This window comes from Campylobacter sp. US42a (genome assembly GCF_004379055.1).
Classification (GTDB): domain Bacteria; phylum Campylobacterota; class Campylobacteria; order Campylobacterales; family Campylobacteraceae; genus Campylobacter_D; species Campylobacter_D jejuni.
The window spans coordinates 85,550-97,364 of the sequence record NZ_RYYK01000001.1; the positions used below are offsets into that span (position 1 = coordinate 85,550).

15 protein-coding genes and 1 pseudogene are annotated in these 11,815 nt (G+C 26.6%); 4 read left to right on the top strand and 12 right to left on the bottom strand.

All coding sequences use genetic code 11. From position 1 onward, the window contains the following. Positions 1-44 precede the first annotated feature (44 nt). The 3 genes from ELQ10_RS00400 to ELQ10_RS00410 are packed head-to-tail and all read left to right on the top strand — an operon-like array spanning position 45 to position 1,750. Complete coding sequence (locus ELQ10_RS00400) at positions 45-512, top strand: DegT/DnrJ/EryC1/StrS family aminotransferase (protein WP_166739194.1); 468 nt, start codon at positions 45-47, stop codon at positions 510-512. Then, a complete protein-coding gene (locus tag ELQ10_RS00405) occupies positions 499-1,059 on the top strand; it encodes a DegT/DnrJ/EryC1/StrS family aminotransferase (RefSeq protein WP_134250025.1) in 561 nt (186 codons plus the stop codon). The genes ELQ10_RS00400 and ELQ10_RS00405 overlap by 14 nt, the downstream gene beginning before the upstream one ends. A 31-nt stretch (positions 1,060-1,090) precedes the next feature. Then, positions 1,091-1,750: a class I SAM-dependent methyltransferase gene (locus ELQ10_RS00410; protein WP_134250026.1), complete on the top strand. Its 660-nt coding sequence runs from the start codon at positions 1,091-1,093 to the stop codon at positions 1,748-1,750. Here ELQ10_RS00410 and ELQ10_RS00415 read toward each other — a convergent pair whose 3' ends face one another. The 11 genes and pseudogenes from ELQ10_RS00415 to ELQ10_RS00465 form a co-directional block, all read right to left on the bottom strand. Continuing rightward, on the bottom strand, positions 1,751-2,923 hold the full coding sequence (locus tag ELQ10_RS00415) for an ATP-grasp domain-containing protein (RefSeq protein WP_134250027.1): 1,173 nt from the start codon (positions 2,921-2,923) through the stop codon (positions 1,751-1,753). A gap of 216 nt (positions 2,924-3,139) precedes the next feature. Beyond that, positions 3,140-3,769, bottom strand: coding sequence for a formyltransferase family protein (locus ELQ10_RS00420; protein ID WP_134250028.1), 630 nt, complete (start codon positions 3,767-3,769; stop codon positions 3,140-3,142). Continuing rightward, positions 3,766-4,270: pseudogene (gene pseH / locus ELQ10_RS00425) on the bottom strand (UDP-4-amino-4,6-dideoxy-N-acetyl-beta-L-altrosamine N-acetyltransferase). Before pseH ends, ELQ10_RS00420 begins: the two are co-directional and overlap by 4 nt. Then, positions 4,267-4,941, bottom strand: a complete 675-nt coding sequence (locus tag ELQ10_RS00430; RefSeq protein ID WP_134250029.1) for a PIG-L deacetylase family protein — start codon at positions 4,939-4,941, stop codon at positions 4,267-4,269. Before ELQ10_RS00430 ends, pseH begins: the two are co-directional and overlap by 4 nt. Then, on the bottom strand, positions 4,907-5,503 hold the full coding sequence (locus ELQ10_RS00435; protein WP_243833021.1) for a formyltransferase family protein: 597 nt from the start codon (positions 5,501-5,503) through the stop codon (positions 4,907-4,909). The genes ELQ10_RS00430 and ELQ10_RS00435 overlap by 35 nt, the downstream gene beginning before the upstream one ends. A 119-nt stretch (positions 5,504-5,622) precedes the next feature. Then, complete coding sequence (pseG, locus tag ELQ10_RS00440) at positions 5,623-6,444, bottom strand: UDP-2,4-diacetamido-2,4,6-trideoxy-beta-L-altropyranose hydrolase (protein WP_134250031.1); 822 nt, start codon at positions 6,442-6,444, stop codon at positions 5,623-5,625. Then, on the bottom strand, positions 6,441-7,154 hold the full coding sequence (locus ELQ10_RS00445; RefSeq protein ID WP_208379415.1) for a WbqC family protein: 714 nt from the start codon (positions 7,152-7,154) through the stop codon (positions 6,441-6,443). The genes pseG and ELQ10_RS00445 overlap by 4 nt, the downstream gene beginning before the upstream one ends. After that, positions 7,151-7,825, bottom strand: a complete 675-nt coding sequence (locus ELQ10_RS00450) for a class I SAM-dependent methyltransferase (RefSeq protein WP_070298821.1) — start codon at positions 7,823-7,825, stop codon at positions 7,151-7,153. Before ELQ10_RS00450 ends, ELQ10_RS00445 begins: the two co-directional genes overlap by 4 nt. A 23-nt stretch (positions 7,826-7,848) precedes the next feature. Then, a complete protein-coding gene (locus tag ELQ10_RS00455; protein WP_243833022.1) occupies positions 7,849-8,529 on the bottom strand; it encodes a class I SAM-dependent methyltransferase in 681 nt (226 codons plus the stop codon). Then, complete coding sequence (pseF, locus tag ELQ10_RS00460; RefSeq protein WP_134250032.1) at positions 8,520-9,215, bottom strand: pseudaminic acid cytidylyltransferase; 696 nt, start codon at positions 9,213-9,215, stop codon at positions 8,520-8,522. The genes ELQ10_RS00455 and pseF overlap by 10 nt, the downstream gene beginning before the upstream one ends. 24 nt (positions 9,216-9,239) lie before the next feature. Continuing rightward, entirely contained in the window at positions 9,240-10,376 is a 1,137-nt protein-coding gene (locus ELQ10_RS00465; protein WP_243833023.1) for an FkbM family methyltransferase, read from the bottom strand. A 123-nt stretch (positions 10,377-10,499) separates the two neighbouring features. On the opposite strand from ELQ10_RS00465, the gene ELQ10_RS00470 reads away from it, so the two are divergent. Beyond that, the gene (locus ELQ10_RS00470; protein ID WP_134250033.1) at positions 10,500-11,570 is read left to right on the top strand and encodes an acyl carrier protein; all 1,071 of its coding nucleotides are present in this window, start codon (positions 10,500-10,502) and stop codon (positions 11,568-11,570) included. Here ELQ10_RS00470 and ELQ10_RS00475 read toward each other — a convergent pair. Then, the gene (locus ELQ10_RS00475) at positions 11,567-11,794 is read right to left on the bottom strand and encodes a hypothetical protein (protein WP_002875378.1); all 228 of its coding nucleotides are present in this window, start codon (positions 11,792-11,794) and stop codon (positions 11,567-11,569) included. The two genes, ELQ10_RS00470 and ELQ10_RS00475, sit on opposite strands and share 4 nt — an antisense overlap. Positions 11,795-11,815: the final 21 nt, after the last annotated feature.

The following is an 11,815-nucleotide window of genomic DNA, read 5'->3' on the forward strand; positions in this document are numbered from 1 at the left end:
TTAAATATCGGTAAAATTATATAATTTTTTATTTAAGGTTAGGCGTGTGTGAGATAGAAAAACTTCTTTCTTTGAAATTTGATCGTGAAAATCTTCTTTATACGGGCTCTGGAACAAGTGCTTTGTATCTTATTTTTTCATATTTAAAAAAACAAGGAAAAAGTAAAATTGCTATTCCTTCTCTTGTGTGTCCTCAAGTTGCTTGTGCAGCTTTTAAAGCAGGATGTGAACTTGTTTTTATTGATGTTTCTTTGTGTAATTATACTTTAGATTATGAAAGTTGTGTTGCTTTATATGCAAAGCATTCTTATGATGCTTTAGTTTTGGTTCATCTTTATGGGCATTTTTGTGATGAGAGAATTTGGGAGTTTTGTTTAGAAAATGATATTTTTATTATAGAAGATTGTGCGCAAACTTATAAGATAGATCCTAGATCTCATGCGAGTATTTTAAGTTTTGGTCATACTAAATTTTTGGAAAATAGTTCATGGGGGGGGGGTGATTTTTACTAATTCTAGTGAAGTTTTAAAAGAATTATCCATAATGAATGAATGTTTGGAATTTAAAGATTTTAAAATGTTTTTTGAAGAATATAGACAAAAATACTATGCTTTAGATTCTAAAGATTTGGATTATTTTTCTAAGTTAAAATCTTTACTTTTGGACTACACTTTGATTTTTAAAGCTCAAAATTATGGAAATTTAAAAACCAAACTTAATAATCTTGAAGTAATTTGTAAAAATCGTAGAGAAAAAATGCAAATTTATCAAGAAAATTTAATACATCAAAATATCATTCATCCAAAATTAAGTCCTAATTGTATTTCCTGGCGTTACACCTTTAGGTATTTAGGAGATAGGGAAAAATTGCTTAGTAAATTAAGAGAAAAGGATATAGATTGTAGCTCTTGGTATTTGCCTTCACATTTGATTTTTGGAAGAGAAAAACAAAAAAATTCAGAACTTTTAAGTAAAGAACTTATAAATTTATGGTTAGATGAAAAAACTAGCAAAGAAAAAATTGAAAATAATATCAAAGTTATTTCATTTTTGTTATAATTTCAAATATATTAAATAAAAAAGGAAAAAAATGCTTCAAGAAAAATGGCACGAGTTGCATGCAGATAAAAGACATCAACCACGTTATCCTAGTAATGATTTGGTAAGTTTTGTTTTTAGAAATTTTAAATTAGGAGATAAAATTTTGGATTTAGGGTGTGGTACGGGAAGGCATGTTAAATTTTTGGTAGAAAATGGTTTTAAAGCTTTTGGAGTGGATTATTCAGAAAATGGAATTAAAGCTACTCAAGAGCTTTTAAAAACATACAATCTTCAAGCAGATTTAAAAGTTTCAAGTGTAGATAATATCCCTTATGAAGATAAAAGTTTTGATGGTTTGCTTTGCTATGGAGTGCTTTATTATAATTCTAAAGAGGTGATAGAAAAAGCAGCTAAAGAAATTTATAGAGTGCTTAAACAAGATTCTATAGCTTATATTGTGGTTAGAAATATGGATGATTATCGTTATAAAAATAACAAGAAAAATTCAAAGTATGAAGTTATTATTCAAGAGAGCGATAAAAATAGATCTGCAAGCTGTGAAGATGGCATGCAAATGTATTTTTTTGATAAAGATGAAGTAAAAAGGGTTTTTAAGGATTTTAAAACTATAGAGATTAATCGCTTAAGAATAAGTTATACAAATGATACTTTTGCAGATGATGATTTTTTAATTATTTTAAAAAAATAATTAAAATTTAATTTGTTCATTTATATAAAGATCGGGATTTTCTTCAAAAGGGATTTTAAGATAATAATATCCCTTCGCATCAATCAAAGAAGAGGAATGCTCAATAAAGTTTTCCTTATCATCTATGAAAAACAATTCATCCGCAATTAGATGTTTTTTATAAAATTTTATTTTTTTATAAAATTCGTAATCTTCTTTTGTAAAAACGATTTTTAATAAACAATAATTTTGAGTTTTGTCTTCTATTTTTTGTAATTTTTGTTTTAGGCAAGTTTGAATTAAGAGTTCGTTAAAATTGATATTTTTTGAAAATAAAACTAAAGCATCTCTCCATCCACCTATTCTTGTTGCAATTTCAATGATTTTTGTTTCGTAATTATTGTTTATTTTTTTAACTTTAATTTCAATATGACATGCACCAAATTTAATGTCAAAAGCTTCTAGTGTTTTAAAAATTTCAGTTTCAATACTTATTTTTTCAAGATAAGCAAGACGGGCAGGGGTTAAATCTTGTTTTTCCAAAAAATCATCGGCAAATTTTCCATCTCTAATATATTCTTCGGTAATAGCTACAATTTGATGTTTTCCATTAGAGCTGATAGTTTCAACGCTAAATTGCCTTCCTTCTAAAACCTCTTCAGCTAAAACAATTTTATTATAAGAGAGTTCTTTGGCAATTTTGTAGCTTGTTAGCAAGTCTTTTTTGGAAGAAATTTTTACTACTCCGCGTCCAGCGCTTCTATCGCTAGGTTTTATTACTATAGGAAATTCTTTGATTTGCTCTAAATCTTTTTCATCTTGAAGTAGAATGTATTTTGCGTGTCCTATGTTATGTTTTTTAAAAATTTTTTTCATTAAGGTTTTATCTGTGGTATTTTTAGCACATTCATAAGAATTTGTTCCAAGTCCTAATTTTTCACCTATATAGCAGGCAGTAAGATTGCCTAGTTCGGTAGCTGAAGTAGCAATCCCTATTATGTTAAATCTTAAGGCCAATTCCAAGATTTTCTCTTTTTCATCAATAGATATAAGATGAAAGTAATCACCTAAGTTTTTACAAAAACAATTTTCATCATAATCAAAAATATGGGTAATGAAGTATTTGTTTGCGGTTTTTATTAAATCTATTTGTAAATTTGCTCCACCAATAATAAAAAAATGTTTAGTTTTCATTTTTATCTTTCTCTTATTTAATGGAGAAATACTAAATACCCCCCCCCCATTATTATTATTAATTTATTAAAATATTATATTTAAAAGTATATTTTTGAGTATAAATAAAAATTCTTTAATTTTTATTTAAAAAAGTATTAAATTATAAAAATAAAATTATATTATTTAAAAATAACTTAATTTTATCACAAATATCATCAAGAAATAAAATGGAGTTTATTTTTCAGATTCTTGATAAATTTTAATTATAAATTTTTTACCATCTTTATAAAAAAATGCTGGAAATTCTTCATTATTAACTATGCGTAAAAGGTTGAATTGTTCTTTTAGGCTTTTGTTAATATCAAGTTCACTATCTTTTGGGCTTCTTTTAGGATAAAAACTTTCTTGCCCTTTTTGTCTTTTAGCTTGTATATTGGGATAAAGTTTTAAAAAATCTAGGCACATATCTATAGTTAGTTGTGCTTGTTTTTTTCTTAATTCTTCATATAATTCTAAGCCATTTAATTTTAATGTTTTTTGCAGATAAATATCCCCATTGTCAATTTTTTCATCAGCCTCAAAAAGTGAAAAAGTAATTTCATTTTTACCTTCTATGATTTGATGGAAAAGTGGAGCCCAGCCTTTTCCTTGAGGTAGATTGGATTCATGAATAATAATGTTATACCTATTTTGTTTGAGAAATTTTTTATCTATAATTTTATGATAAGAAAGTATGAACACTATATCAAAATTAAAAATTTCCATATGGTTAAAAAAGAGTTTAGAGTTTTTTATAAGTTGATTTAATTTTTCAGCATAAGGGATGAACCATTGATTAGGTGAAGTAAGTATAGCTATTTTCACGCTATAAGCCTTTTAGAAATAGGAAATTTAGTATAAAAGTTAAGTTCTACCCCCACCCTAAGTTCTAAATAAAACATACTTTCATCCTCGTAGTAAATGTAAAAATTATTTTTTTAAATATAGGTTTAAAGCCCTTTGATTTTGCTTAAAAACACAAGCTTTTAGGCTTTTTATTGTTAAAATTTCAAAAGCGTATTTTATGATTTCATTTATTAAAATTTGTCCTACACCTTTTAAGTTGGGTTTTGTATAAAGTCTAAATTCGCAATTTATTTTTGTAATTTTTCTAAAATAAATAATCCCAAGTGCCTCTTTAGCTTTATAGAGCAAAAAATATTTTTTATCTTTACTTGTTTTTAACTGTTCTATAAAATTTAGATGTTCTTCAAATTTGATTGATTTATTTAGCATAAATTGACCAATGCTTTCATCATTACGCCACTGCCAAACAAGTTTTAGTTCATCTAAATTTAGCGTGATGAAATCTTTATAAATAATCATTTTATAGCTCTAATTAGCTTAAAAGCTTCAGCATTTTTTAATCCTACTCTTAAACCCTGATATTGTGTTTGGAGCTTGATGCCTTCCAAGCTTCTTGGATGTGGAAATTCGCAAAGTTCTGATTGATAATAAGACATGGCTTTGATTTTATCTTCTAAAGTATCACTAATATCAAAAAATACATTAGGGCTAAAACTTGTAGGATAATTCCATTCTGTAGATGAAAGTACTTCAAAACTATAAATTTCTCTTACACTTTCATTGGCTAAAGGACGAGTTGCGGTTAAAACAGCCTTGAAGGTAATTTGATGATCGATATTTAAATCTTTAGCATAATGAGTAAAGATAATATCAGGTTTAAGTATATTTTTGATTTTTTCTATACTTTTAATGATATCAAGTAAAGGCACACTATCAAAACGATTATCGGGAAATTTTTCTCTAAAAAGTTCTTTAATGCCTATGCTTTGATTGGCTTTTAAAGCTTCATTTTCTAAAATTTCAAATTCTTTATGTTCGATTTCGTTTTTATTTGCAATACGACTTGTTTTACCTTCTCCAAGTATTAAAGTATAAGCTTCATGGCCTTCTTTAATAAATTTTGAAACTGTTCCAAAACAGCCTAAGACTTCATCATCAGGGTGTGCAGCTATGATTAGAATTTTTTTCATAAATTTTAAATTCTCCTTTAAGGTGATTTTTTTTATTTTTAATTTTTTTAAATTCAATCTTTAAATTTTCAAGCTCTAAAAAAGCTTTAGGATAACTTGGTGCATCAAGCATTCTTATAAAATCAAATATTTTCTCTAAATTTGGATTTTCTAAAGAATTTAAACAGCTTTGATCAGGCGTTCTTCTTTTAAAAAAGGTTGGCTTTCCATTTTGAGGACTAGGTTTTGGATTATTTTTTAAAAAATAAGGAATCATTTTGAAAAAAATAATTTTTGAAGCTTTTTTATAAATTTTTTGAGCACTATCTTTGGAAATATCTAATTTACATTTAAGATAAATATCGCCTGCATCTAAATCTTTATTCACTTTTAAAGCAGAAATTTTTGTTTTTTTTATATTTTGTAAAATTAAATTTTGCAAAGGAGAGCCACCTCTACCAAAAGGTAAATCGCTCATATGAAAAACTATACATTCATAATTTTGATAAATTTCACTAGGAATGATGAAAGACCAATGTGGAAAAAATATATATTTTGGATTGATTTTTTGTATATAGTTCAAATTTAAATCTTCTTTTGTTTTAATTAAAATGAAGTTGTATGTAGGCAAAATTTCGCGAATTTTATTAAAATTTTTTATATTCCATTTTTTTAAGGTTGCAATGATTATATTTTGATTATTCAAAGTTTATACTCCACTTCATAGCCTTTTTGTAGTAACCAGTGGGCTATTTTTTCTTGGTTTTTAGCGATACAAATGGCTTTAAAATTTGCTTTTAAAAGTAAGGCTTCGTTGACCAAAGAGCTTGCACTGATGATGAGTTTATCGCTTTCGTTCATAAGTTTTGCTATATTATCATCTATAAAAAGCTTTATATTTTCATGATCTTTTATAAATTTTTTAAGCTTTTTAAGGTTGGGATTTGACGAGCTTGTAGCGATAGCAATTTTTTTATTTCTAGGTAAATCAGAAGCGATATTTATGGAAAGATTTTTGATATCTGTTCCGCCCATGCAAATGAAAAAATCATATTTTTTTTCTCCATTTTCTTTGGCTTCTTGATAAAATTCTTCTCTAATTAAGGCATAAGAAAAACCACATCTTAGTTCGCATTTAAAAGGCACTAAACCTTCATAATCACTTGCTTTTGCATAGGCATTGACATTGAGTAAAATATCGCAATGATGAGGTTTTATTTCATCATCAAAGCTTAAGATTTTTATCCCTGTTTCAAGCTTGATTAGTTTTTCATCATCTACGCTGATATCATAGTGATCAACGATAAGAAGTTCAAATTTTTCTTCTTTGATGAGATTGATAAGCTCGTAGATACTTTCACTGCTAAGCTCATAAACAGGATAAGGAATTTCATCAATCAAAGAGCCTTCTAAAGACAAACAAGCAAAGCTTACATCATCGTATTGTTTAGCTAAGACCAGATCGCGTTTAATGTGTCCAAAGCCTATTTGACTAGAGCTGTCACTTCTAAAAAGAACTTTCATGATTTGCCTTTATTTTCTTTTGTGATTTCTTGAAATGTTAAATAGGGATCTTTTGTGTTAAATAAAAAATCTATAATACTAAGATAAGCTATGAAATTATCACCTTGTTGTTGATAACTTGGACAAATGAAATCAAAATATTCGATATTTATATTCCCTTGTTTAAATAAATTTTTAGCATAATCTTTTTCAAGGTAGCATTTTGAACCCTTAGGAGAAAGATAAGATTGAGCTTTTAGTATTTTGCAAATCTCAAATAGCAAATTTTCTCGCTTTACGCAAGGTAAATTAAGACTTGAAGCGCGAATTAAAGGTGTTGTTATTTTCAAGTCTTTGCAAATCTCGGTAATTATTTCTATATTTAAATCGGCTAACTTGTTATTGTTCGTTAGACAGCTTTCAAGCAAATAAAAATATTTTTTATAGTTAATAGTTTTGGAATAGGTATGATGTAAAGTTTTTAGTAGTTTATCTCTCCATCTTCTGTCTTTGCTTAATTTTATATCATTAAGTAGAGTTTTTTGTGGAGCTTTTTGACAAGATAAAGAGAAAAGATAGGTTTTATTTTGGAGTTTTATTTTATTACGGCTTTGCCAAGATCTTTGTTCAAACTGAACATTATCCAAAAAAACAAATTTATCAACCTTTTGTATCATGTAAATATATCCCATCCAAGGTAAAAAAGTCGGTTGCATTATTGCTATAGTCATTTGATTTTTCCATATATAACTATGTCATTATCGTTAACTAAGCGTTCATCTTCACCCATAACATTAGTACTTTCATAGTTTAAAACTTTAAAATTATATAAATTTAAATATTGTTTTAAATATTCTACAAGCTCATGTTCTTGATAAAGAGTATTAATACAACCTAATTCTCCAGTGATATTATCATTTGTAATTTTAAAACTATTATGAGCTATTTTTTCACCCAATCCATAGCGATAATCTTTAATGCTTCTAGTTCTTATAAAAAAGAATGCATCTTTTTTATAAATTTTATTTTTTTGGCAAAGATTCAGAAGTTTTAAAAATTCTTCTCTAGTAAGATAATTAACAACATTAGGAATTAAAAAAACATCAGCTTTTAAGTTAGGATATAGAAGCGGAAAGTCTAAGATATTGTTTTTAAAGAAATTAAATTTTTTTGCTTTAATAATATTAGTGAAATTATAGTTTGCATTAGCAATGTTTTCATCATCTAAATCAACACCTAGACATTCATAATCATAATTGGCGAATAAAGATAAATTATTGCCATTAGAGCAGGCAAATTCTAAAACTTTTTGCTTTTGTAAAGTATGCAGTTGATTTTTAAAAAAAAATTTAATAATTGCATTGTCTGGAAATTTTAAACCTTTGAGTTCTTTAATATACATTCTATCCCCCTCTTTTTTATTTTTTATTTGATTTTTCCATATATAACTATATCGCTATCTTTGATATAAACTTTATCTTTAATATTAATATTTTCACTTGTAATTACTTCAAAATCATATAAATTTAAATATTTTTGTAAAATTTCTACAAGTTCATATTCTTGATAAGCCGTGCAAAGACAATTTTTTTCACCGCTAAATTCATCATTGTTAAGTATAAAGCTTCCATTGCCAATGCTTTTTCCAAGTCCATATCGGTGATCTTTGATACTTCTTGCTTTTAAAAATAAAAAACTTTCATACCCCCCCCCATAGTTATATAAATGATTTATTTTTGCATTTAAAAGCATGTTTTTAAAATCATCTTTACTGATATAATTTATAACATTAGGAATTAAAAAAACATTAGCATTAAGATTTTTAAAATTTGTTGCAAAATCAAGCATATTTTCATTATAAAATTCAAATTTATTATATTTCATAATTTTTCTAAAATTATAAATAGCATTTTCATAATTTTTTTGATCAAGTTCTACCCCAATGCAATGATAATTATAATTGGCAAATAAAGAAAGATTATTTCCATTGTGAGAAGCAAATTCTAAAACTTTTGCATTTTGCAATTTATCAAGATTATTTTTAAAAAACCATCTTACAAGATCTATGTCCGGATATTTAAAGCCTTTTATTTTGCTTATAAACATTGATGATTTGCCTTGTAAAGTATTTTTGCAAATTCTAAATCTTGCATGGTGTCTATATCGCAAACTAAATTTCTTGGCAATATAAATACACTAGAATGAGGTTTAAACATAAAATCTTCTTCAAGCCAAGCTTTACTTGTGCCAAAATAAAAAGCTCCTGCATCATGATAAGCTTTTGTTAAGTCTTGTGAACGACTTTTATAATGTTTTTCATCAAACATATAAACTTGATTGTTTTCATTTAGATAAAAAGCCCTTTGTATAGGATACTCAAACTCAGTAGCAGCAAATAAAAACTTGCTTTGATTTTGAATAAATTTTTCATAGGCTTGTTTTAAAATGTCTTTATTTAACAAAGGAGCAGTAGCATAAAGGCAGCAGACATTATCAAAAATTTGATTTTTATTTTGTAAAATTTCTATGGCATTTTGCACCACAGCGGTGCTTGAAGCATAATCATCGCTTAAATTTCTATCACGCACAAATGGAGCTTTTGCACCGTATTTTAGGGCTACTTCTATGATTTCTTCATCATCGCTTGAAAGCACTACTTCATCAAAAATACCTGAATTTAAAGCATTTTCTATGCTATAAGCGATTAAAGGTTTGCCTAGAAAATCAATGATATTTTTTCTAGGAATTCTTTTTGATCCACCACGAGCAGGGATTATGCAGAGATTTTTCATAATCGATTCCTTTATTAGATATTTTTATTCAACTTCACAATATAAAGCAGTTTCTAAACTAACATAAAAATCCATAGGTCTGTAAATTTTAAATTTATATCCTAAATTCCAAGATTCTATTAAAGGTTTGATATCAAAAAAATCATTAGGATTGTGATAGATACTTATAAGCATTGCGGGCTTTTGGGCTTTTATTGTATTAATAGCACCTTTTAAAAATTCTTGTTCAAATCCCTCTATATCAATTTTTATAAAACCTATATCTATCGGATTTTTTTCTATATAAGAATCTAGAGTTATAACTTCTACTTCTTCGTGATTGGAATTTGCTTCACTGTGTTTTAAACTTGAACTATAGCCTGAAATACTGATTTGTAATTTTTCTTCTTTAGAACCTAAGGCATTTTTTACCGGAATAATCCTCTTGCTATGGTTAAGCTCTAAGGTTTTTAACATCAAATCATAATTTTTACTAACCGCTTCAAAACTATAAACTTTCTGATTGGTAAATTCTTTTTCAAAAATAATAGCACTATCACCTATAAAGCCACCCACATCAATAATATTTTTATTTTTTATTTTCTCTAAAGTTTGCTTACTAAAGGTATGCATAGCGTGTTTATGCCAAAAAACAGAAATTTCAAATTGTTTAATAGGTAAAAAATATCCATTCCATCCAAAAATTCCTTTAGAGATTGGCAAAATATTTGGAAAAAATTCGTTTTGAAGTTTTTTCAAATTTTGTTTTTCTTTTTTTGTGTATTTGATTTGGTAATTTGGATTTACTTGGAAGTTTTTTAGTCTTGTTAAAATTCTAAAAACTAAAGCTTTGCTTTCATTGTCTAAATTTTTGCAAAGATTTAGAATTTTTTCATGAGTATTGTTTTCTATTAGGTATTTACCTATGATATCTTGCATATAAAAACATTGATTCCATTGTTTTTGACTAGATTGATTAAATAAATTTTCCAAATTTTTAGATAAAAACTCAGGATTAGTTAATTCTAAAGTTTTTTTTGTTGTATAAAATTTAAGATTAAAAATCTTAAAAGTATAAGAAACATACTCTATGCCACCGTAAAGTCTAGAATGAATTTCTCTTGTTTTTTTAAAAATGCAATTTTTTATTATTTGAGTTATTGAAAATTTATCACTTATCAATTTTATTAGATTTCCTTTGTTTTGTTTTTTGAATTATATATTATTTTTTATTAAAAATATTTGTAACATAAATATTCAAATTGCTTTTGTATAATATCATCTTTAGATATATAGGAAAATATAATGACAGCATACTTACATATAGGAACACCAAAAACTGGAACGACAAGCTTGCAAAATTTTCTTATTGCAAATGAAAATAAAGTGTTAAATCAAGCTTATATTTACCCAAAAAGTCTTAGAGTGGCAAATAGACATTGGGCTTTAGTGGATATGGTTTTAGAGTTGGTTCAAAAGGAAAATATTTTAAAAGAGGAGAGTGTCTTAAGTCATATTGCAAACGAAAGACTTCTTAGAACTATAGAAAATTTTAAAAGCGAAAGTGTTTTACATAAAGACAAAAAATTTATTTTTTCATGTGAGGGTATAGTTTGGGATTTTTCTACTAAAAAACATGTAGAAATTTTAGAAAAAATTATGAGAGAGTTAGGCTTTACTCAAATTTATATTATTGTGTATTTTAGAGATACTTTGGGTTATTTAAATTCTCATTGTTCTCAAGATCATAAAAACAATATGGGATATTATTCTGCTGATTTTGCTCCGCAAGATCATCCTAGAAAATATGTTTTTGACTATGAGTGGATTTGCAAAACTCATGCTGAGGTATTTGGAGAAGAAAATTTGATAGTAAGACTTCTAAGAGAGGATTATATAGGAGGGACTTTGCTTAAAGATTTTGTTTATCATTTAGGACTTGAATGGGATGAGAGTTTTGTTTTAAAACAAACTAAAAATGAAAGTTTTAATCTTTTAGGAATGGAGCTTATGTCAAGATTAAACCAAAAAGATTTAAAGCAGGATAATCTTAATTCTTTGCTTTTTATGGCAAGAAGACAATTTGAAGGCAGTAAAGAAAAAAGATTAAAATTTGCAGTGCAAAAAGATATTGCTAAAGCTTATGTGGATTATTTTGCTTCTTCGCTTGAATGGGTAAAAAACAAATATTTCCCCCATAAAAATTCTCTTTTTACTCCTGTGAATTGGGAAGAATACGAACAAAATTATACTTTAACTCATACACTAAGCAAAGACTGGGATGATGTGGCGGATTTTATAGCGCAAATTATTATTTCTAAAAATGAAATCATCAGTTCTTTAAAAGAACAACTCGAACTTGCAAGGAAAGATTAGTCTTTCATTGCAATTTCAAGCATTTTTTTGATATTTTCAAAGCTTTCAAAATTTTCAGGTGTGATAAATTCTGCTTTTAAGGGTTTTTTATAAAATTTTTCTATTTCAGCAACCAAAGCCATGATATCGATACTATCGATAAAATCTTCACTTACTAGATTTTCCATACTCTCATTGATATCTGTTCTTTCTATATTGATAAAAAATTGTTTGATTTCTTGCATTTTTTCTCCTTTGGTTTTTTG

Coding starts and splice junctions, on each gene's coding strand:
- ELQ10_RS00410 (WP_134250026.1), top strand. CDS start 1,091: ATGCTTCAAGAAAAATGGCACGAGTTGCATGCAGATAAAAGACATCAA.
- ELQ10_RS00415 (WP_134250027.1), bottom strand. CDS start 2,923: ATGAAAACTAAACATTTTTTTATTATTGGTGGAGCAAATTTACAAATA.
- ELQ10_RS00430 (WP_134250029.1), bottom strand. CDS start 4,941: ATGAAAAAAATTCTAATCATAGCTGCACACCCTGATGATGAAGTCTTA.
- pseG (WP_134250031.1), bottom strand. CDS start 6,444: ATGAAAGTTCTTTTTAGAAGTGACAGCTCTAGTCAAATAGGCTTTGGA.
- ELQ10_RS00445 (WP_208379415.1), bottom strand. CDS start 7,154: ATGACTATAGCAATAATGCAACCGACTTTTTTACCTTGGATGGGATAT.
- ELQ10_RS00450 (WP_070298821.1), bottom strand. CDS start 7,825: ATGTATATTAAAGAACTCAAAGGTTTAAAATTTCCAGACAATGCAATT.
- ELQ10_RS00455 (WP_243833022.1), bottom strand. CDS start 8,529: ATGTTTATAAGCAAAATAAAAGGCTTTAAATATCCGGACATAGATCTT.
- pseF (WP_134250032.1), bottom strand. CDS start 9,215: ATGAAAAATCTCTGCATAATCCCTGCTCGTGGTGGATCAAAAAGAATT.
- ELQ10_RS00470 (WP_134250033.1), top strand. CDS start 10,500: ATGACAGCATACTTACATATAGGAACACCAAAAACTGGAACGACAAGC.
- ELQ10_RS00475 (WP_002875378.1), bottom strand. CDS start 11,794: ATGCAAGAAATCAAACAATTTTTTATCAATATAGAAAGAACAGATATC.